Origin of the sequence: Streptomyces sp. WAC 01529 (assembly GCF_003945545.1) — a bacterium.
Taxonomy (GTDB): Bacteria; Actinomycetota; Actinomycetes; order Streptomycetales; family Streptomycetaceae; genus Streptomyces; species Streptomyces anatolicus.
Window position 1 is genome coordinate 6,095,579 of sequence record NZ_CP029617.1, and the last position, 21,800, is coordinate 6,117,378.

Below are 21,800 nucleotides of genomic sequence, written 5' to 3' on the forward strand. Positions count from 1 at the left end.
GCACCAAGGAAGCCCCAGCCCCGAGCCCGCCCAGCGCCCCCCGGCACCAAGGAACCCCCCCCGCCGACCTCCGCCATGCACGCGCCCCCCACACGCACCACTGACACACCGTCCCCCGTTTTCCGGGGCGACTCGACACCTGGTCGACAGATTCCGTCGCGTAACCAAAAGGCAACAACGGAATCACTTGTTGGACTATCCCTGCTCTGTCAGGATCGGCACTCAAATCGATCTGGAGCTACGCCGACCCCACGGGACGGGGAGGGCGGCGGAGGAGAGCGTCATGCACAACTTCCAGGCGCGGGACCACTTCGCGGACGGCGCGCAGTACATCGCCGGACGGCTGACCAAGGGCACCTCCGGCCGGACCCACGCGGTCGTGGACCCGGCCACCGCCGAGGAGGTCCACTCGTACGAGCTGGCCGGAAGAGACGACGTGGACGCCGCCGTCGCCGCGGCGGCGCGGGCGTTCCCCGCCTGGGCGGGCGCCACCCCGGGCGAGCGCTCGGACGCCATGCACCGCTTCGCGGGCGTGCTGGCCGACCGCGCCGAGGAGTTCGCGCAGGCCGAGTCGGTGCAGTGCGGCAAGCCGATCAAGCTCAGCCGGGAGTTCGACGTCCCCGGCACCGTCGACAACACCGCCTTCTTCGCGGGCGCCGCCCGCCACCTCCAGGGCCAGTCGGCCGGCGAGTACACGGGGGACCACACCTCGTACGTACGCCGGGAGCCCATCGGCGTCGTCGGCTCCATCGCGCCCTGGAACTACCCGCTCCAGATGGCCGCCTGGAAGGTCCTCCCGGCGATCGCGGCCGGCAACACCATCGTCCTGAAGCCCGCCGAGCTGACGCCCTTCACCTCGCTCCTGTTCGCCCAGGCCGCCACCGAGGCCGGTATCCCGGACGGCGTCGTCAACATCGTCACGGGCGCGGGCAAGGACGCCGGTGAGCACCTCGTCGGCCACCCGGACGTGGCCATGACCTCCTTCACCGGCTCCACCGGCGTCGGCAAGCGCGTCGCCGAGATCGCCACCGCCACCGTCAAGCGGCTCCACCTGGAGCTGGGCGGCAAGGCGCCCTTCGTGGTGTTCGACGACGCCGATCTGGAGGCCGCCGTGCACGGCGCGGTCGCCGGCGCGCTCATCAACTCCGGGCAGGACTGCACGGCCGCCACGCGCGCGTACGTCCAGCGTCCGCTCTACGACGCCTTCGTGGAGGGCGTCGCCGACCTCATGGAGAGCGTGCGGCTCGGCGATCCGTTCGACCCGAGCACCGACATGGGGCCGCTCATCTCGCACGTGCACCGCCACCGCGTCGCCGGGTTCGTCGACCGGGCCCGCTCCTACGCGCGCGTGGTGACCGGCGGCGAGGCGCTCCAGCACCCCGGCGCGTACTACAAGCCCACCCTCATCGCCGACGCCGCGCAGGACAGCGAGATCGTGCAGTCCGAGATCTTCGGGCCCGTCCTCGTCGTCCTGCCCTTCGACTCCGACGACGAGGGCATCCGCCTCGCCAACGACACGCCGTACGGCCTCGCCGCCTCCGCGTGGAGCCGCGACGTGTTCCGCGCCAACCGCGCCACCCGTGAGATCAAGGCGGGGTGCGTCTGGGTCAACGACCACATCCCGATCCTCAGCGAGATGCCGCACGGCGGCTACAAGGCCTCGGGCTACGGAAAGGACATGTCCGCGTACTCATTCGAGGAGTACACACAGGTCAAGCACGTCATGTTCGACAACACCGCGGTGGTCCGCAAGGACTGGCACCGCACGATCTTCGGGGACCGGTAGTCACGTCGTCACAGGCCGCCCGACCAGCGGCCGCCTTCCTCCCGAAAGGGCAACCACGCGCATGGAGCAGTACGAGCCCGAACTCCCCCAAGCTCTCAACTCCGTTCGAGCAGGGAGGGACCCCCTCACCCCGGCCCAACTGGCCGCCATGCACCGCAGCCTGCGGAACGGCAGGGGCTCCCTGACCCGCCGTTCCCTGCTGCGCGCCGCCACCGGCGGCACGCTCGCCGTCGGCGGGCTCGGGGCGCTGAGCGCCTGCGGGATCCCCGCCGCGGGCAAGGGCCAGGGTGACGTCTCGTCCGAGGACCACTCGGTCAAGGAGAAGCGGATCACCTTCTCCAACTGGACCGAGTACATGGACGTCGACGACAAGGACAAGAACAGGCGGCCCACCCTGGCGGCGTTCACGAAACGCACCGGTATCGAGGTCAAGTACACCGAGGACATCAACGACAACGTCGAGTTCTTCGGGAAGATCAAGCCGCAGCTCGCCGCCGGCCAGGACACCGGCCGCGACCTCATCTGCGTGACGGACTGGCTCGCCGCGCGGCTCATCCGCTTCGGGTGGGTCCAGAAACTGGACCCGGCCAACCTGCCGCACGCGTACGCCAACCTGTCGACCCAGTTCCGCGACCCCGACTGGGACCCCGGCCGGGCCTACTCGTACCCCTGGACCGGCATCTCCACCGTCATCGCCTACAACAAGAAGGCGACCGGCGGGAAGAAGATCACCTCGGTGTCGGAGCTGCTGGACGACCCCAAGCTGAAGGGGCGCGTCGGATTCCTCTCCGAGATGCGCGACACCGTCGGCATGACGCTCATCGACATGGGCAAGGACCCCGGGGACTTCACCGACGACGACTTCGACGCGGCCATCTCCCGTCTCCAGAAGGCCGTCGACAAGCGGCAGATCCGCCGCTTCACCGGCAACGACTACACCTCGGACCTCGCCAAGGGCGACATCGCCGCCTGCCTCGGCTGGGCCGGCGACATCGTGCAGCTCCAGGCCGACAACCCGGACATCGACTTCCACATCCCCGACCAGGGCTACATCACGTCCACGGACAATCTGCTGGTCCCGAACAAGGCGCGGCACAAGAGCAACGCCGAGCGGCTCATCGACTACTACTACGAGCCGGAGCCGGCGGCGCGCCTCGCGGCGTACATCAACTACGTGTGTCCGGTGGACGGAGTGCGGGACTCCCTCGCGAAGATCGATAAGGAGGCCGCGGCGAATCCGCTGATCATCCCCGACAGGGAGATGAAGGAGAAGTCTCGGGCGTTCCGGTCGCTGACTCCGAAGGAAGAGACCGCGTACGAGGAAAAGTTCGCGAGGTTGACCGGCGTGTGACGCCGCGTGGGCTGTGGCCGCTTGGACCTGCGGGCCTGTCGTGGCTGGTCGCGCAGTTCCCCGCGCCCCTTTCAGGGGCGTTTCCGTTCCCCCCGACTTCATCTGGACCTCACCATGACCACTGCTCAAGAACACGGCGGCGATGTCCGTCTCACCGGGATCAGCAAGACGTACGGCTCCTTCACCGCCGTGCATCCGCTCGACCTCACCGTGCCGCAGGGTTCCTTCTTCGCGCTGCTCGGCGCGTCCGGCTGCGGCAAGACCACCACGCTGCGCATGATCGCCGGCCTGGAGGAGCCCAGCTCCGGCACCGTCCACCTCGGCGACCAGGACGTCACGGCCCTGCCGCCGTACAAGCGGCCCGTGAACACCGTCTTCCAGTCCTACGCGCTCTTCCCGCACCTGGACATCTTCGAGAACGTCGCCTTCGGCCTGCGCCGCCGCGGCATCAAGTCCGTGAAGAAGCAGGTCGGCGAGATGCTCGACCTCGTACAACTGGGCGAGCAGGCCCGCAAGAAGCCCCACCAGCTCTCCGGCGGCCAGCAGCAGCGCGTCGCCGTCGCCCGCGCGCTGATCAACCACCCCAAGGTGCTCCTCCTCGACGAACCCCTCGGCGCCCTCGACCTCAAGCTGCGCCGCCAGATGCAGCTGGAGCTCAAGCGCATCCAGACCGAGGTCGGCATCACCTTCGTGCACGTCACGCACGACCAGGAGGAGGCGATGACGATGGCCGACACCGTGGCCGTGATGAACGGCGGCCGCGTCGAACAGCTCGGCGCCCCCGCCGACCTCTACGAGAACCCGCGCACCACCTTCGTCGCCAACTTCCTCGGCACCTCCAACTTCATCGAGGCCGAGGTCGCCGCCAGGAGCGGCGACGACCTCATCCTCAAGGCGGGCGACTGCAAGCTCACGCTGCCCACCGCCCGATGTACGGGACCCACCGCCACCGGCGCCAAGGTCCTGGCCGGCGTACGGCCCGAGAAGATCTCCCTCACGCACGCCGACGACGCGGGGCGGATCCCCGAGGGCCGCAACCGCATCACCGGACGCATCGCCGACAGCAGCTTCATCGGCGTCTCCACGCAGTACGTCATCGACAGCCCCGCCTGCGACTCCTTCGAGGTGTACGCGCAGAACATCGAGCGCGACGCCCGCCTCACCCCGGGCGCCGAAGTCGTCCTGCACTGGAACCCCGCACACACGTTCGGGCTCGACGCCGCCCAGGACGTCGAGGCAGGCGCCTCCAAGGTCGAGGAGGACGCCTCCGCATGACGACGCCCCTCGCCGAAGCGCCACCGGCGAAAGACCCCGAAGGCCCGGCTCCCGCACCGCGCAAGCCCCGCAGGCGCGGCCGCCTCGTCCCCTACTGGCTGCTGCTCCCCGGCATCCTCTGGCTGATCGTCTTCTTCGCGCTGCCGCTGGTCTACCAGGCCTCGACCTCCGTACAGACCGGGTCGCTCGAAGAGGGCTTCAAGGTCACCTGGCACTTCGCCACCTACTGGGACGCGGCAACCGACTACTGGCCGCAGTTCCTGCGCTCGGTGCTCTACGCCGGTTCCGCCACCGTCCTGTGCCTGCTGCTCGGCTATCCGCTCGCCTATCTGATCGCGTTCCGCGCGGGCCGCTGGCGCAACGTCATCCTCGTGCTGGTCATCGCCCCGTTCTTCACCAGCTTCCTCATCCGTACGCTGGCGTGGAAGACGATCCTCGCGGACGGCGGCCCCCTCGTGGGCGCCCTCAACTCCCTGCACGTCCTGGACGTCACCAGCTGGCTGGGCGTCACGGACGGCGACCGGGTCCTCGCCACACCGCTGGCGGTGATCTGCGGACTCACGTACAACTTCCTGCCGTTCATGATCCTGCCGCTCTACACCTCGCTGGAGCGCATCGACGGACGGCTGCACGAGGCCGCCGGCGACCTCTACGCCAAGCCGTCCACGACCTTCCGCAAGGTGACCTTCCCGCTCTCCATGCCGGGCGTGGTCTCCGGAACGCTGCTGACCTTCATCCCGGCGGCGGGCGACTACGTGAACGCGGACCTGCTCGGGTCGACCGACACCCGCATGGTCGGCAACGTCATCCAGACGCAGTTCCTGCGCGTCCTGGACTATCCGACGGCGGCCGCCCTCTCCTTCATCCTCATGGCCGCCATTCTCCTCATGGTGACCTTCTACATCCGCAAGTCGGGGACGGAGGATCTCGTCTGATGGCCGTTCTTCGCTGGCTGCGGCGCAATCTCGTCGTCATCGCGGGCCTGTGCACGCTCGCCTATCTGCTCCTGCCGAACGTCGTCGTCACGGTGTTCTCCTTCAACAAGCCGAAGGGGCGCTTCAATTACTCCTGGCAGGAATTCTCCACCGACGCCTGGCGGGACCCGTGCGGTGTCGCCGACATGTGCGGATCGCTCTCCCTGAGCCTCCAGATCGCCGCCTGGGCGACGATCGGCGCGACCGTGCTCGGCACGATGATCGCCTTCGCCCTGGTGCGCTACCGCTTCCGGGCGCGCGGCGCGATCAACTCGCTGATCTTCCTGCCGATGGCGATGCCCGAGGTCGTCATGGCCGCCTCGCTGCTCACGCTCTTCCTCAACATGGGCGCCCAGCTGGGCTTCTGGACCGTCCTCATCGCCCACATCATGTTCTGCCTCAGCTTCGTGGTGACCGCCGTCAAGGCGCGCGTCATGTCGATGGACCCCCGCCTGGAACAGGCCGCGCAGGACCTCTACGCAGGTCCCGTGCAGACCTTCCTCAGGGTCACGCTGCCGATCGCCGCCCCCGGCATCGCGGCGGGCGCGCTGCTCGCCTTCGCGCTCTCCTTCGACGACTTCATCATCACGAATTTCAACGCGGGCTCCACCGTGACATTCCCCATGTTCGTCTGGGGATCCGCACAGCGGGGCACGCCCGTTCAGATCAATGTGATCGGTACGGCGATGTTCCTCGTCGCCGTGCTGCTCGTACTCGCCGGAATGCTGGCCGGCAAGCGCCGCAACAAGCAGTCCCGGTAAGCAATCCTCGTACCCCACCGCGATTTCTGAAGGAGTGGAAATCATGGCCCCAAGCGCCATGACCCGTTGGACCAAGTCCCTCTCCGACGCCCAGCCGGTCCCGTACTGGCTGGACGACCCCGGCAGGCCCGCCCCCGAGCCCGCCCTCACCGGCGACGACCGGTGCGACCTCCTGGTGGTCGGCGGCGGCTACAGCGGTCTGTGGACCGCGCTCATCGCCAAGGAGCGCGACCCGCGCCGCGAGGTGGTCCTCGTCGAGGGCCGCGAGGCGGGCTGGGCCGCCTCCGGCCGCAACGGCGGCTTCTGCGCCGCCTCCCTCACCCACGGCATCGCCAACGGCCTCTCCCGCTGGCCCGGCGAGATCGAGAAGCTGGAGGAGCTGGGCGCCCGCAACCTGGACGAGATCGAGGCGGCCGTCAAGCGCTACTCCATCGACTGCGACTTCGAACGCACCGGTGAGATCGACGTCGCCACCGAGCCCCACCAGGTCGCCGAACTCCACGAGATGTACGAGGAGATGGCCGCCCACGGCCTGGCGGGCGGCTCCGACCTGCTCGACGCGGACGCCGTGCGCGAGCAGGTCGACTCGCCCACCTTCCTCGGCGGCCTCTGGGACCGCGACGGCGTCGCCATGCTGCACCCGGCGAAGCTGGCGTGGGGCCTGAAGCGGGCCTGCCTGGAGAAGGGCGTACGTATCTACGAACACACGCCCGCCCTCGAACTGGCCTCCTCCGGAGCGGGGATGGCGATCCGCACGCCCTACGGCCGGGTCTTCGCCCGCCAGGTCGCGCTCGCCACGAACATCTTCCCCTCGCTGGTCAAGCGGATCCGCGCGTACACCGTCCCGGTCTACGACTACGCGCTGATGACCGAGCCGCTGACCGACGACCAGCTGGCCGCGATCGGCTGGCGCAACCGGCAGGGGCTCGGCGACAGCGCGAACCAGTTCCACTACTTCCGGCTCTCCGCCGACAACCGCATCCTGTGGGGCGGCTACGACGCGATCTACCCGTACGGCGGGAAGGTGCGCGCCGAGTACGACGACCGCCCCGAGACGTACGCGAAGCTCGCCGGGCACTTCTTCACCTGCTTCCCGCAGCTGGAGGGGGTCCGCTTCACGCACGCGTGGGGCGGCGCGATCGACACGTGCTCGCGCTTCTCGGCGTTCTTCGGTACGGCGTACAAGGGCCGCGTCGCGTATGCGGCGGGGTACACCGGCCTCGGCGTCGGGGCCACCAGGTTCGGCGCCGACGTCATGCTCGACCTGCTCTCCGGAGAGCGCACCGAGCGTACGAGCCTGGAGATGGTCCGCACGAAGCCGCTGCCGTTCCCGCCCGAGCCGTTCGCCTGGACGGGCGTCGCGCTGACCAAGTGGTCGCTCGCCCGGTCCGACGCCAACGACGGCAAGCGGAACCTCTGGCTCAAGACGATGGACAAGCTGGGGCTCGGCTTCGACAGCTGAGCCCCGGCCGCCGATCCGGCGTACGCCCCACAGCCCTCCGTGAGCCGCTGCACCCCCAGTGGGTGGCCGAACCGGCGTAATGCCCGGCCCTCCGGGCCCCTCTCACCTGTGACATGCACGGTCGTCACACAGGAAAAGGGAGGTCCCGCCATGACTGGCTCGGGGGCGAGGTCGGCGGTCGAATGGCTCGTGTCGGTGGCGCCGGATCCGGACGCCTGCCGCTGGGAATGGGAGCGCAACCCGCACGGGGTCGCGCTCCTGCCCGCCGGCAGGCGCTGGGACGTGCTGATCCTCCCCGGCGAACTCGGCCATCCCACGCTCGATGTGCTGACCTGCTGCGTCGACCACCCGGGGCCGGTGCTCGCCGACTTCGGCGACTCACGCCTGGGGTTCTTCGTGCCGCCGGGCACGGTCGCCCACTGGCTCGGCACGGGCGTACGCGGCGCGGGCTGCGGCACCTGGATCGTCGTCCCCTACCCCGGGCGCGCCACGGGCGGCGTCCACTGGCTCGTCCCCCCGGACGGCTCGGGCACGCTCACGGACCCGGCACTGCTGGAACTGGCGATGCACGAGGCGGCCGCGGGCCTCGCGAGGGAGCCCCAGGGCGGGGAGCAATGACCTACGCCCCGTCTGCCTCGTCCCGCTCCCCGCCATACCGCCCCACCACCGCCACCATCACGTGCAGCACCATCCCGCACAGCAGCCACGAGGCCACCACGTCCAGCGGCCAGTGATACCCGCGCCGCACGAGGCCGAAGCCGACGGCCACGTTCAACACCGCGCAGCCGATGAGCAGCCCACGGCGGCGGTACGCACCGCGCAGCAGCGGAAGCAGGAGCAGTACGGCCGCTCCGTAGGCGACTGCGGCCGTCGCGGTGTGCCCGGAGGGATAGAAGCCGTCGTGGCCCGCCATGCCCGGCGGCCCCGGCCGGTCGACGGCCGCCTTGAGCGGGACGACGAGCGCGGGCACCGCGGCCATGGCGACGGCGGCGGCCACCGCGGGCAGCCACCAGCGGAACGTACCGGCGCGGCGGCCGCGCCAGGTGACGTACGCGAGGACGGCGACGAGGACCGGCACGGCGACGGGGGGATTGCCGAGATCGGCGAGGAACTCCGCGGCGCGCCCAGGGAACCCGCCCTCGGCGACGGCCCGCCCCGCGCGCTCGTCGGCCCGGCGCAGCGGCCCTCCGGCGACGACCTGCCAGGTGAGCAGCGCGAAGGCGAGCGCGCACAGGAGAAGGAAAAGGGGCGGCCGCCTCGGGACAGGGGGGGTTGTTCCGAGGCGGCCGAGAGGACCGGGGCGCCGCCCGCCCCGGGGGGTGTGGGGCGTGCGGCCATCCGATCGGTGAGGAGTTCCGGGGCCATGGGCCCCGGGGGTGTGCGCGAAGGCACGACCGGGACGGGGCTGGGGAGGCTCCGCCCTGGTGTCGCCCACAGTCCCCTGTGGGCGGGGTGTTTCTCTCATCTGCAAAAACCGTACGGCAGAAGGTGTCCGGCCCGACAGGCGGTACGGCAACCCGTCATGGGGCCCGCACACCTTCTTCACACGCCCCGACGCTCGGACTCAGACGCCGGCGAAGGCGCCCTCGATGATGTCCAGGCCCTCGTTGAGCAGGTCGTCACCGATGACGAGCGGCGGCAGGAAGCGCAGGACGTTGCCGTAGGTGCCGCAGGTCAGGACCAGCAGGCCCTCCGCGTGGCAGGCCTTGGCCAGGGCCGCGGTGGCCGCCGGGTTCGGCTCCTTGGTCGTACGGTCCTTGACCAGCTCGATGGCGATCATCGCGCCGCGGCCGCGGATGTCGCCGATGATGTCGAACTTCTCGGCCATCGCGGAGAGCCGGGCCTTCATCGTCGACTCGATCGCCTTCGCCTTGGCGTTGAGGTCCAGCTCCTTCATCGTCTCGATGGCGCCGAGCGCACCGGCGCAGGCCACCGGGTTACCGCCGTAGGTGCCGCCGAGGCCGCCCGCGTGCGGGGCGTCCATGATCTCGGCGCGGCCCGTGACGGCGGCGAGCGGCAGGCCGCCCGCGATGCCCTTGGCCGTGGTGATCAGGTCGGGGACGATGCCCTCGTCCTCGCAGGCGAACCACTGGCCGGTGCGGCAGAAGCCGGACTGGATCTCGTCCGCGACGAAGACGATGCCGTTGTCGTTGGCGAACTTCACGATCTCGGGCAGGAAGCCCTTGGCGGGCTCGATGAAGCCGCCCTCGCCGAGCACCGGCTCGATGATGATCGCGGCGACGTTCTCCGCGCCGACCTGCTTGGTGATCTGGTCGATGGCCTGCTTGGCGGCCTCGGGACCGGCGTTCTCGGCACCGGTCGGCCAGCGGTAGCCGTAGGCGACCGGGACGCGGTAGACCTCGGGGGCGAACGGGCCGAAGCCGTGCTTGTACGGCATGTTCTTGGCGGTCAGCGCCATCGTGAGGTTCGTACGGCCGTGGTAGCCGTGGTCGAAGACGACGACGGCCTGGCGCTTGGTGTACGCACGGGCGATCTTGACGGCGTTCTCGACGGCCTCGGCGCCGGAGTTGAACAGCGCCGACTTCTTCTCGTGGTCGCCCGGCGTCAGCTCGGCGAGCGCCTCGGCGACGGCCACGTACCCCTCGTACGGCGTGACCATGAAACAGGTGTGCGTGAAGTCCTGCAGCTGGGCGGAGGCCCGGCGCACCACGGCCTCGGCGGAGGCGCCCACGGAGGTCACGGCGATGCCGGAACCGAAGTCGATCAGACGGTTGCCGTCGACGTCCTCGATGATGCCGCCGTCCGCGCGGGCGGTGAAGACGGGCAGCACGGAGCCCACGCCACCGGCGACCACGGCGGTACGGCGGGCCTGCAGCTCCTGCGACTTCGGACCGGGGATGGCGGTGACGACGCGGCGCTCCTGCGGGATGTCGCTCATGCGGGGCTCCTGTTTCTGGGGTTGAACGGCTACGCCGGACGCTGGCTGTCGGTTTCGCCTGGTTCGACGGGGGGTTTTCTCGCAGATTAGGTGCGTGACGGAGAGACGGTCATGCTCCATCGGGGTGGGGTCGCGCGGCACGCTTGTCCGACTTGGACACATGCCGCCTTCCGGCCGTCCGGACGGACCGGGCGCGTAACCGGTGAAGTCCCCCCGCCCGGGCACTAGATTGAGCGCGGATCGACGGACGGACCGGCAGGTCAGGGGGCAAGGGCCATGGACACCGAGGGCACGCACGGGGCACGCGACGGGCAGCGGGCCGCACCGGTGCCGCGCCCGGCGCCACCGGCCGTCCCCGCCGCCCCGCCGATGCCCCGGCAGCCGCCCGGCGCCGACGGGCCCACCCCCGCCGCCTCCGTCGCCGAATGGCTGGCCACACCCCGGCCCGAGGCGGCCCCGGGCATCTGGCGCTACGGCTACCGGCCCCCGGAACCCGAGGCCGACACCGAGGGCGCGGGCCGGCGCCTCGTCGTCGGCATGGCGATCTCCGCCGTACTCGGCCTGCTCTTCTGGTCGCTGTGGCGGCAGGGCAACATCCCCTACCAGTGGGCGCTGCTGAAGCTGTTCACGCCGGGGGACTGGTGGTGGGCCGGGAGCATGCAGGCCAAGCGCTGGGAGGGCGACGAAGCCCCGATCGTCTACGAGGGGGTGGTCTTCGCCGCGCTGGTGTACACCGTGGGGCGCCTCGGCGCCTGGCCCGACGCGATCCGGCACTTCGTGGTGCGGCGCCCGCAGCCCTCCCGTGCCGTGCTCGCCTCCGTCGCCGCCGTCGGCGCCCTCGTCTTCGTCTGGCCGAGCGCCCTCGGGCTCGACATGCGGCCGCTGCCCGTGGTCGACCCCGTCTTCTCCCTGGTCGCGCTCATCGCGGGCCTCGACGTCTTCACCTCGCCCGAGGTCCCCACCGTCCTGTACGCCCTGATCACGCTCGCCGTGCTGTGGCCCTTCGCCCGCATCGGCGGCTGGTGGCAGGCGCTCCGCGAGGCCAGGGGCACCACCGTGCGCCGGCCCGCCGGCCCGCCCCGCCCGGCCGACGCCCCGCCGCGCGCCCACTGGCCCGAGCTGCGCGCCGCGGGCCAGGACAAGGCCGCGGACCTGCTCAGCGCCGAACTGCTCAGCGGGCGCATGACCGACGTCGACTGCGCCCGCGTCACCCACGCCTGGCGCACGGCCGCCCCCGACCCGGCCGCCCCCGACCCCACCGCCCTCGCCACCTTCGTGGACACCGTCGCCCGGCACGGCGCCGCCGCCTGGCTGCACCCCTCCGGCCAGCGTGACCTGCCGGCCCGCGCCGCCGTCCACGACCCCCTCGTCGGCCAGGTCAGGATCGGCCGCTTCGCACAGGACGAGCGCAACCCGTACGCCGTACGCGGCGCGGGCGCGGCACTCGACCCCGCCGTGCTCGGCACCTCACTGCTGGCCGTCGGCCCCTCCGGCGCGGGCAAGACGGGACGGCTCATGCGCCCCGTCGCCGAATCGCTCGCCCTGGGCGCCCTCACCGGGCGGTGCGCGGTCGTGGTGGTGTGCGCGGCGGGCACGGACCTCGGCGCCGACGACACGTACGACGTCGTGGTCAAGCCGGGCGACCCGGCGTCCGTGCACGACATCGACCTGTACGCGGACTGCGCCGACGCGGACGAGGCCGCCGCCTTCCTCGCCGAGGGGCTCGTCGGCGATCTCGACGCGGTCGACACCCGGCGCGCCGCCACCACCCTCGCCCAGCTGCTCGGCCCCTACCGCGCCCTCCACGGCCGCTTCCCGTCCGTGCCCGTGCTGCGGGAACTGCTCGAAGGGGACCCGGCGGGCCTCGCCGCCCTCCAGGCGGGCCTCGCCGCGGGCGAGCACGCCGCGATGCGCCGGGAACTCGACGCACGTATGCGCCAGTCGGCCTCTCCCCACGACCCGGGCCCCGCCCTCGCCGACCGGCTCGCCCTGCTCGACCGGCCCGCCTTCGCCGACTTCTTCGACCCCGGCGGCGACGGGCACCCCTTCTCGATGCGGGCCGTCGTCCACCACCCGCTGCGGGTCAGGGTGGACCTGCCCGAACACGGCCACGAGGAGGCGTCGCGGCTGCTGGCCCGGCTGCTGCTCGCCCAGTTCTCGTACGTCGTACGCAGCCGGGCCCGGCGGCCGCACTTCGCCTGCCTGATCCTCGACGACGCCTCCCGCACCCTCACCGACGAGAGCGTGCGCGCCATCCAGCGGCTGCGGTCCCTGAACGCGGGCGTCGTCCTCGGCCTGCGCACGATAGGAGAGGTGCCGGAGTCGCTCCAGGGGCCGCTGTACGCGGCGGTCGGCTGCCGGATGGCCTTCTCCGGGGTGACGACCTGGGACGGGCGCCGGTTCACCGAGGCCTGGGGCACCGAGTGGATCGAGACGAAGGAAGTCGCCCAGCACACGGTCTTCGCCGACCAGCCGGTCACGCGCGCGCTGCACTCGCTGCGCAAGCTTGTCACCGGCAAGGCGGTCACCACGGACGCGGTCACCGTGCGCAAGGTCGAGCGCGAACGCTGGTCGGCCTCCGACCTCGCCCACGCGCTGCCCCCCGGCCACGCCGTGCTCTCGCTCGCCACGGTGGCGGGCGGGCACGCGCCGCCCCTGCTGGTGGATCTGCGGGGGTAGAGGGCGCGCCGAGAGGGGCCTGTCCGGCTCGGCGGGGGCGCGTGGTTACCCGGCAGTCCGTCTTGTCCCCACCGTACGGTGAGGCAGAATCGACACAGGTCGTTCATACGGACCGGCCAAAAGATCCGCAGACCTGAAGGTCCCATGCCGCCCACCCTCGCCTCGCTCGTCCACCACTCCGCGCTCAAGCTGACCGTGCGCGCGGGCGAGGAGCGCCTGGACACCCCCGTGCGTTGGGCACACGCCAGCGAACTCGCCGACCCCGTGCCCTATATGGAGGGCGGCGAACTGCTCCTGATCACCGCGCTCAAGCTGGACGCGGAGGACCCGGAGACGATGCGGCGCTATGTGGAGCGCCTCGTCGGCGCCGGAGTCGTCGGCCTCGGCTTCGCCGTCGGCGTGCACTACCCGGACATCCCGAAGGCCCTGCTCGACGCCGCCACCGAGGCGAACCTGCCGCTCATCGAGGTGCCGCGGCGCACCCCGTTCCTCGCCATCAGCAAGGCCGTCTCCGCCGCCATCTCCGAGGAGCAGTACCGCGCGGTCACCGCGGGCTTCGCCGCCCAGCGCGAACTGACCCGGCAGGCGCTGAGCGCGGGCCCCGAAGGGCTGCTGCTCGCGCTCGCCGGACAGGTCGACGGCTGGGCCGCGCTCTACGACGCCTCGGGCGCAGCCGTCGCCGTCGCCCCGGACTGGGCCACGCGGCGGGCCGCCCGCCTCACCCCCGACGTCGAACGCCTGCGCGAGCGACCGGCGCCCGCGAGCCTGGTCGTCGCGGGCGCCGAGGACCGCGTGGAGCTGCACTCGCTCGGCACCGGACGCAGGCCGAGGGCCGCGCTCGCCGTCGGGACGGCCTCCACCCTCGGCACCGCCGAGCGGTACGCGGTGCACTCCGCGATCGCGCTCCTGACGCTGACCACCGAGCGCTCCCGGTCGCTGCACGCCGCCGAGCAGCGCATCGGCGCCGCCGTGCTGCGGATGCTGCTCGCCGGGGAGCCCGACCACGCGCGGACCGTCGCGGGGGACCTCTACGGCGGGCTCCTCGACGCGCCCTTCCGGCTCGTGGTCGCCGAGGCGGCGTCCGCGTCGGCGGCGCGGGTGCGCGCGGGTGCGGGAACGGGGACGGCGCCGGGGACGGGCAGGGGCACGGATACGGGTACGGGCACGGGTACGGCCGGGACGGAGGGGAGTGGTGAGGGCGCCGGGGAGGCCGCCGCTCCGGCCTCCGCCGCGGTCCTCGCCGCGGTCGCCGACGCCTCGGCCGGCGGGGATCCGCTCGCCGCCCTCGTGGACGTCGTCGAGGCCGCGGCCGCCCGCTCCGGAGAGGCGCTGCTCGTCGTCCCCTATGGGGAGCGGCTCGTGCTGCTCGCCGTGGACGGCGGGGCGGGGGTGCGGGCCTGTGCCCAGTACGCGGCGGCTCTGGAGGCAGGGCGGGGGAGTGCCGGGCGTGAGGTGGCGGCCTCCGGCGAGGAGGCCGAGCTGGTGATGGGCCTCTCCGCACCGGCCGGGCCGATCGCCGCGGTCACCGCGTACAAGCAGGCCGAGCAGGCGCTGTCCGTCGCCCGGCGCCGCGGGCGTGCCCTTGTGGAGCACGAGGAGCTGGCCGCCGGTTCCGTGCTGCCGCTGCTCGCGGACGACGCGGTGCGGGCCTTCGCGGACGGGCTCCTGCGGGCGCTGCACGAACACGACGCGACGGGCCGCGGCGACCTCGTCGCCTCGCTGCGGGCGTGGCTCTCCCGGCACGGCCAGTGGGACGCGGCGGCGGCCGACCTCGGCGTCCACCGGCACACGCTGCGGTACCGCATGCGGAGGGTCGAGGAAATCCTGGGCCGCTCCCTGGACGACCCGGACGTCCGCATGGAGCTGTGGCTCTCCCTGAAGGCAACGTCGACGGCATCCGACTGAGGCCCCCAAGCCCCACGCCCACCCACCCCGCCAAACAGCGGCGAGGACGCCCCCCACCCCGCCAAACATCCGCGAGGACGCACCCCCGCCCCCCGCCCCCCGCCCTGCCAAACAGGCGCGAGGGCCCACCCCCACCCTCCGCCCTATGGCACGGGGCAAACGGGTGGGTGGGTGGGCGAGCATCCGCCGCGAAGCGGCGGGAGAACCCGACGACGACCCGCACAGGACAGACGGGAGACGCAACACCCCGCGCAAAAAGCCCCGGCCCAGTACAAAGAGGCGCGAGGCCCCCGGCCAGTACTCCGCGTAGGACAAACGCCCCCTCCCCCCGCTCCCCCTACGGTGAGGGACGTACCCCCAGACACACCTCCGCGGAAGGGCCGGGACTCACATGACTTCCATCCACGCCTTCTGGCTCGCCGGTCGCCAGACCACCGGCGAGACCACGCTCGACGTCACCTCCCCCTGGGACGGACGGCTCGTCGCCAAGGCGGCCGTCCCGACCGACGCCCAGGTCGAGGAGGCCGTCGCCGCCGCGTACGCCGTGCGCGACGAGTTCGCCGCGACCCCGGCCCACGTCCGCGCCGCCGCCCTCGACCACGTCAGCCGCAGGCTCGTCGAGCGCACCGAGGAGATCGCGCAGCTCATCTCCGCGGAGAACGGCAAGCCGATCAAGTGGGCCCGCGGCGAGGTCGGCCGCGCGGTCTCCGTCTTCCGCTTCGCCGCGGAGGAGGCCCGCCGCTTCAACGGCGGCGAGGCCCAGCGCCTGGACACCGACGCCGGCGGCCAGGGCCGCCTCGCGCTGACCCGCCGCTTCCCCAAGGGCGTCGTCCTCGGCATCGCACCGTTCAACTTCCCGCTGAACCTCTGCGCGCACAAGGTCGCCCCAGCCATCGCCGTCGGCGCCCCGATCATCCTCAAGCCCGCCCCGGCGACCCCGCTCTCCGGCCTCGTCCTCGGTGAGCTGCTCGCCGAGACCGAGCTGCCCGCGGGCTCCTGGTCGGTCCTGCCGGTCGCCAACGACAAGATGCCCGCCCTCGTCCAGGACGAGCGCATGCCGGTCATCTCCTTCACCGGCTCCGACAAGGTCGGCTACGCGATCATGGACTCGGTGCCGCGCAAGCACTGCACCCTGGAGCTGGGCGGCAACGGCGCGGCCGTCATCCTCGACGACTTCTCCTCGGACGAGGACCTGGACTGGGCCGCCTCGCGCATCGCGACCTTCTCCAACTACCAGGGCGGCCAGTCCTGCATCTCCGTGCAGCGGGTCATCGCCGACGCCTCCGTGTACGACCGGCTGGTCCCGCGCGTCGTCAAGGCGGTCGAGGCGCAGGTCACCGGCGACCCCTCCGACCCGGCGACCGAGGTCGGCCCGCTGGTCAACGAGGACGCCGCCAAGCGCGTGGAGTCCTGGGTCGACGAGGCCGTCAAGGCGGGCGCGCAGCTGCTCACCGGCGGCAAGCGCGACGGCGCCACGTACGCGCCGACCGTCCTCGCCGACGTACCCGCCGACGTGACGATCGCCTGCGAGGAGGTCTTCGGACCGGTCCTCACCCTCAAGAAGGTGAACGGCGAGGCGGAGGCGTTCGCCGCCGTCAACGACTCCAAGTACGGCCTCCAGGCGGGCGTCTTCACGCACGACCTGCAGACCGCCTTCCGCGCCCACCGCGCTCTCGAGGTCGGCGGCGTGGTCATCGGCGACGCCCCCTCCTACCGCGCCGACCAGATGCCGTACGGCGGCGTCAAGCAGTCCGGCGTCGGCCGCGAGGGCGTCCGCTTCGCGATGGAGGACTACACCTACGAGCGCGTCATGGTGCTGACGGGCCTCGCCCTGTAAGCAGCCCCGTCCCCCGAGGACAACGGCCGGAGCCCACTGTGCGGGGGCTCCGGCCGTTCTCGTACAACCGCTGCGCGAGGACTGGTGGGCCCGGGACGAATGGGGTACCAACGATCCAGTAGCACCAGTCAGTAACCGAAGGAACCGAAGGAACCGAAGGCTCAGTCAGTAACCGACCGGGTCAGGACCGGGCGATCGGTCCGGTGGCCCCTCTGCGCGGCGAGGTGAGCTCCTCATGACCGCACCAACCCCCGACAAGCCGTCCGTGAGCGAACGCGAGGCCCGGCAGGTCGCCGAGGCCGCCCGCGAGCAGGACTGGCGCAAACCCAGCTTCGCCAAGGAACTCTTCCTCGGCCGCTTCCGGCTCGACCTGATCCACCCGCACCCCATGCCGCCCGAAGAGGACGCCCGGCGCGGCGAGGAGTTCCTGGCCAAGCTCCGCGACTTCTGCGAGACGAAGATCGACTCGGCCCGCATCGAGCGCGAGGCACGGATCCCCGACGAGGTCATCAAGGGCCTCAAGGAACTCGGCGCCCTCGGCATGAAGATCGACACCAAGTACGGCGGGCTCGGCCTCACCCAGGTCTACTACAACAAGGCCCTCGCCCTCGTCGGCTCCGCGAGCCCCGCCATCGGCGCGCTGCTCTCCGCGCACCAGTCGATCGGCGTACCGCAGCCCCTGAAGATCTTCGGTACGCAGGAACAGAAGGACGCCTTCCTGCCGCGCTGCGCCCGCACCGACATCACGGCGTTCCTGCTGACCGAGCCGGACGTCGGCTCGGACCCGGCGCGCCTGGCCACCCTGGCGGTGCCCGACGGCGACGACTACGTACTGGACGGCGTGAAGCTGTGGACCACCAACGGCGTCGTCGCGGACCTGCTCGTGGTGATGGCCAGGGTGCCGAGGTCCGAGGGGCACAAGGGCGGCATCACGGCGTTCGTCGTCGAGGCGGGCGCCGAGGGCGTCACCGTCGAGAACCGCAACGCGTTCATGGGCCTGCGCGGCCTGGAGAACGGCGTGACCCGCTTCCACCAGGTGCGCGTCCCGGCCACCAACCGCATCGGCCCGGAGGGCGCGGGCCTGAAGATCGCCCTCACCACCCTCAACACCGGGCGGCTCTCCCTGCCCGCCATGTGCGTCGGCGCGGGCAAGTGGTGTCTGAAGATCGCCCGCGAGTGGTCGGGCGCCCGCGAGCAGTGGGGCAAGCCCGTCGCGCACCACGAGGCGGTCGGCGCGAAGATCTCCTTCATCGCGGCGACGACCTTCGCGCTCGAAGCCGTCCTCGACCTCTCCTCGCAGATGGCCGACGAGGACCGCAACGACATCCGCATCGAGGCCGCGCTCGCCAAGCTGTACGGCTCCGAGATGGCCTGGCTGATGGCCGACGAGCTGGTCCAGATCCGCGGCGGCCGCGGCTTCGAGACCGCCGAGTCGCTCGCGGCCCGCGGCGAGCGCGCCGTCCCGGCCGAGCAGATCCTGCGGGACCTGCGCATCAACCGCATCTTCGAGGGCTCCACGGAGATCATGCACCTGCTGATCGCCCGCGAGGCCGTCGACGCCCACCTGAAGGTCGCGGGCGACCTCATCGACCCCGACAAGACCCTCTCCGACAAGGCGCGGGCGGGCGCGCGGGCGGGCGGCTTCTACGCGCGCTGGCTGCCGAAACTGGTCACGGGCCCCGGCCAGCTGCCGCGCTCGTACACCGAATTCCACCCGCCCGGCCACGCCGACCTCTCCGGCCATCTGCGCTATGTCGAACGCGGCGCCCGCAAACTGGCCCGCTCCACCTTCTACGCCATGTCCCGCTGGCAGGGGAAGATGGAGACCAAGCAGGGCTTCCTCGGCCGGATCGTCGACATCGGGGCCGAACTGTTCGCGATGAGCGCGGCCTGCGTACGCGCGGAACTCCTGCGCACCACGGAGGATTACGGCCGCGAGGCCTACCAACTGGCCGACATTTTCTGCCGCCAGTCCCGTATCCGCGTGGAGGAACTCTTCGACCGCCTGTGGACCAACACCGACGAACTCGACCGCAAGGTCGTCAAGGGAGTCCTCTCGGGCACCTACGCCTGGCTCGAATCGGGAATCATCGACCCCTCCGGAGAGGGCCCGTGGATCGCGGAAGCGGCCCCCGGCCCCTCCAAGCGCGACAACGTCCACCGCCCTATCCGCTGAGCCTCGCCGAGGCGTCACCGCAAGAATGCTGACGCCACGTTCGCCACATAGGGCCCCGCGCGGTCCGGCCGGACAGGTCTTGCGGCCACAATGGGGGGATGAGCGACAGCCCATCCCCCCTCGCCGACCCGCATCTCGTCTTCGACCCCGTCTCCACGACGGACGGGACCGGCCCGCGGGACATCGTCATCCTCGGCTCCACGGGCTCGATCGGCACCCAGGCCATCGACCTCGTCCTGCGCAACCCCGACCGCTTCCGCGTCACCGCACTCTCCGCCGCGGGCGGCCGCGTCGGCCTCCTGGCCGAACAGGCACGCCGACTGCGGGTCAGGACCGTCGCGGTCGCCCGCGAGGACGTCGTACCGGCGCTGCGGGAAGCGCTCCAGGGGCAGTACGAAGCGGGGGAGCCGCTCCCCGAGATCCTGGCCGGACCGGACGCCGCCACCCAGCTGGCCGCATCTCCCTGCCACACGGTCCTCAACGGCATCACCGGCTCCATCGGCCTCGCGCCGACGCTCGCCGCCCTCGAAGCGGGCCGCACCCTCGCGCTCGCCAACAAGGAATCCCTCATCGTCGGCGGCCCGCTCGTCAAGGCGGTCGCCAAGCCCGGCCAGATCATCCCGGTCGACTCCGAGCACGCGGCCCTCTTCCAGGCGCTCGCGGCCGGTACGCGCGCGGACGTACGCAGACTCGTCGTCACCGCGTCCGGCGGCCCCTTCCGCGGACGTACGAAGGCCGATCTCGCGCACGTCACCCCCGAGGACGCGCTCGCGCACCCCACCTGGGCCATGGGCCCGGTGATCACCGTCAACTCCGCGACGCTGGTCAACAAGGGCCTGGAGGTCATCGAGGCGCACCTCCTCTACGACATCCCCTTCGACCGTATCGAGGTCGTCGTGCACCCCCAGTCGTACGTGCACTCGATGGTGGAGTTCACCGATGGCTCGACCCTCGCCCAGGCCACCCCGCCCGACATGCGCGGCCCGATCGCCATCGGCATCGGCTGGCCCGAGCGGGTGCCCGACGCGGCGCCCGCCTTCGACTGGACCAAGGCGTCGAGCTGGGAGTTCTTCCCCCTCGACAACGACGCGTTCCCGTCGGTCGGGCTCGCCCGGTACGTCGGACAGCTCGCGGGCACGGCCCCGGCGGTGTTCAATGCCGCCAACGAGGAGTGCGTGGACGCGTTCCTCAAGGGCGCGCTGCCCTTCAACGGCATCATGGAGACGGTGACGAAGGTCGTGGAGGAACACGGCACACCGGCATCGGGAACCTCCCTGACCGTGGCGGACGTCCTCGAAGCGGAGACCTGGGCGCGCGCTCGGGCCCGCGAACTGGCAGCCAAGACGACCGCGGAGGCTCGTGCATGACGACCTTGATGATGATCCTCGGGATAGTCGTCTTCGTGATCGGGCTGCTCTTCTCGATCGCCTGGCACGAGCTGGGCCACCTGTCGACGGCCAAGATGTTCGGCATCCGCGTGCCGCAGTACATGGTGGGCTTCGGCCCGACCCTCTTCTCGCGCAAGAAGGGCGACACCGAGTACGGCATCAAGGCCATCCCCCTCGGCGGCTACATCCGCATGATCGGCATGTTCCCGCCCGGCGCCGACGGCCGGATAGAGGCCCGCTCCTCCTCGCCCTGGCGCGGCATGATCGAGGACGCCCGCTCGGCGGCCTTCGAGGAGCTGAAGCCCGGCGACGAGAGCCGCCTCTTCTACACGCGCAAGCCGTGGAAGCGCGTGATCGTGATGTTCGCGGGCCCCTTCATGAACCTGGTCCTCGCCGTGGCGATCTTCCTCGGCGTGATGATGACGTTCGGCATCAGCTCCCAGACGACCCAGGTCAGCAAGGTCTCGGACTGCGTCATCCAGCAGAGCGAGAACCGCTCCAAGTGCGAGAAGGGCGACAAGCCCGCCCCCGCCAAGGCGGCGGGCCTCAAGCCCGCCGACAAGATCGTCGCCTTCCAGGGGCAGCCGGTCGACGACTGGTCCACGCTCCAGACGAAGATCCGCGAGACCATCGGCCCGGCCACCCTCACGGTCGAGCGCGACGGCAAGCGGCTCGACCTGCACGCCAACCTCATCAAGAACCAGGTCACCAAGACCGACGGCGAAGGTGCCTACGTAGAGGGCAAGTACGTCTACGCCGGCTTCCTCGGCTTCACCCCCGCCACCGGCATCGTCCAGCAGTCCTTCGGCGACTCCGTGGAGCGCATGGGCGACATGATGGAGAGCGGCGTCGAGTCGCTGATCGCCCTGCCGTCCAAGATCCCGGACCTGTGGGACGCGGCGTTCGGCGACGGCGAGCGCAAGCAGGACTCGCCGATGGGCGTGGTCGGCGCGGCCCGCGTGGGCGGTGACGTGTTCACCCTGGACATCCCGCCGCAGAACCAGATCGCGATGATGCTCTTCCTCATCGCGGGCTTCAACCTCTCGCTGTTCCTCTTCAACATGCTGCCGCTGCTCCCGCTGGACGGCGGCCACATCGCGGGCGCCCTGTGGGAGTCCCTGCGCCGCAACGTGGCCAAGGTGCTGCGCCGCCCCGACCCGGGCCCCTTCGACGTGGCGAAGCTGATGCCGGTCGCCTATGTGGTGGCGGGGATCTTCATCTGCTTCACGATCCTGGTGCTCATCGCGGACGTGGTGAACCCGGTGAGAATCTCCTAGTTGCACGAAGTTTGCGGCGGCCCGGCACTC

15 protein-coding genes are annotated in these 21,800 nt (G+C 71.3%); 13 read left to right on the top strand and 2 right to left on the bottom strand.

The features are described 5' to 3' along the window. Positions 1-283 precede the first annotated feature (283 nt). The 7 genes from DMA15_RS27385 (at position 284) to DMA15_RS27415 (ending at position 8,227) form a co-directional block, all read left to right on the top strand. Positions 284-1,786, top strand: coding sequence for a gamma-aminobutyraldehyde dehydrogenase (locus DMA15_RS27385; protein ID WP_125515408.1), 1,503 nt, complete (start codon positions 284-286; stop codon positions 1,784-1,786). Between the two features lie 148 nt (positions 1,787-1,934). After that, complete coding sequence (locus DMA15_RS27390) at positions 1,935-3,137, top strand: spermidine/putrescine ABC transporter substrate-binding protein (RefSeq protein WP_125518027.1); 1,203 nt, start codon at positions 1,935-1,937, stop codon at positions 3,135-3,137. Between the two features lie 114 nt (positions 3,138-3,251). Continuing rightward, entirely contained in the window at positions 3,252-4,412 is a 1,161-nt protein-coding gene (locus DMA15_RS27395; protein WP_125515409.1) for an ABC transporter ATP-binding protein, read from the top strand. Then, complete coding sequence (locus DMA15_RS27400) at positions 4,409-5,347, top strand: ABC transporter permease (protein WP_125515410.1); 939 nt, start codon at positions 4,409-4,411, stop codon at positions 5,345-5,347. Before DMA15_RS27395 ends, DMA15_RS27400 begins: the two co-directional genes overlap by 4 nt. Then, positions 5,347-6,147, top strand: coding sequence for an ABC transporter permease (locus tag DMA15_RS27405; RefSeq protein WP_125515411.1), 801 nt, complete (start codon positions 5,347-5,349; stop codon positions 6,145-6,147). The genes DMA15_RS27400 and DMA15_RS27405 overlap by 1 nt, the downstream gene beginning before the upstream one ends. A 43-nt stretch (positions 6,148-6,190) precedes the next feature. Continuing rightward, positions 6,191-7,609, top strand: coding sequence for an FAD-dependent oxidoreductase (locus DMA15_RS27410; RefSeq protein WP_125515412.1), 1,419 nt, complete (start codon positions 6,191-6,193; stop codon positions 7,607-7,609). A 150-nt stretch (positions 7,610-7,759) separates the two neighbouring features. After that, positions 7,760-8,227 carry a hypothetical protein gene (locus DMA15_RS27415; protein ID WP_125515413.1) on the top strand — a complete coding sequence of 156 codons (468 nt, stop codon included), beginning with the start codon at positions 7,760-7,762 and terminating at the stop codon, positions 8,225-8,227. Between the two features lies 1 nt (position 8,228). Here the strand turns inward: DMA15_RS27415 and DMA15_RS27420 are convergent, their stop codons facing one another. Both DMA15_RS27420 and gabT read right to left on the bottom strand, forming a co-directional pair. Beyond that, entirely contained in the window at positions 8,229-9,044 is an 816-nt protein-coding gene (locus DMA15_RS27420; RefSeq protein WP_240659950.1) for a phosphatase PAP2 family protein, read from the bottom strand. Between the two features lie 129 nt (positions 9,045-9,173). Further along, the gene (gene gabT / locus DMA15_RS27425) at positions 9,174-10,508 is read right to left on the bottom strand and encodes a 4-aminobutyrate--2-oxoglutarate transaminase (RefSeq protein ID WP_125515415.1); all 1,335 of its coding nucleotides are present in this window, start codon (positions 10,506-10,508) and stop codon (positions 9,174-9,176) included. 276 nt (positions 10,509-10,784) lie between these two features. Here gabT and DMA15_RS27430 point away from each other — a divergent pair, with 276 nt between their 5' ends. From DMA15_RS27430 to DMA15_RS27455, 6 genes are all read left to right on the top strand, one after another. Next, positions 10,785-13,187 carry an ATP/GTP-binding protein gene (locus DMA15_RS27430; RefSeq protein WP_125515416.1) on the top strand — a complete coding sequence of 801 codons (2,403 nt, stop codon included), beginning with the start codon at positions 10,785-10,787 and terminating at the stop codon, positions 13,185-13,187. Positions 13,188-13,331: 144 nt separating this feature from the next. Then, on the top strand, positions 13,332-15,092 hold the full coding sequence (locus DMA15_RS27435; protein ID WP_125515417.1) for a PucR family transcriptional regulator: 1,761 nt from the start codon (positions 13,332-13,334) through the stop codon (positions 15,090-15,092). 391 nt (positions 15,093-15,483) lie between these two features. Then, positions 15,484-16,929 carry an aldehyde dehydrogenase family protein gene (locus DMA15_RS27440; RefSeq protein WP_125515418.1) on the top strand — a complete coding sequence of 482 codons (1,446 nt, stop codon included), beginning with the start codon at positions 15,484-15,486 and terminating at the stop codon, positions 16,927-16,929. 235 nt (positions 16,930-17,164) lie between these two features. Continuing rightward, positions 17,165-19,105, top strand: a complete 1,941-nt coding sequence (locus tag DMA15_RS27445; RefSeq protein ID WP_125515419.1) for an acyl-CoA dehydrogenase family protein — start codon at positions 17,165-17,167, stop codon at positions 19,103-19,105. Positions 19,106-19,203: 98 nt separating this feature from the next. After that, positions 19,204-20,472 (top strand): 1-deoxy-D-xylulose-5-phosphate reductoisomerase, encoded by a 1,269-nt coding sequence (gene dxr / locus DMA15_RS27450; RefSeq protein WP_125515420.1) that lies wholly within the window; start codon positions 19,204-19,206, stop codon positions 20,470-20,472. Further along, on the top strand, positions 20,469-21,770 hold the full coding sequence (locus tag DMA15_RS27455) for a site-2 protease family protein (RefSeq protein WP_125515421.1): 1,302 nt from the start codon (positions 20,469-20,471) through the stop codon (positions 21,768-21,770). Before dxr ends, DMA15_RS27455 begins: the two co-directional genes overlap by 4 nt. Positions 21,771-21,800 lie beyond the last annotated feature (30 nt).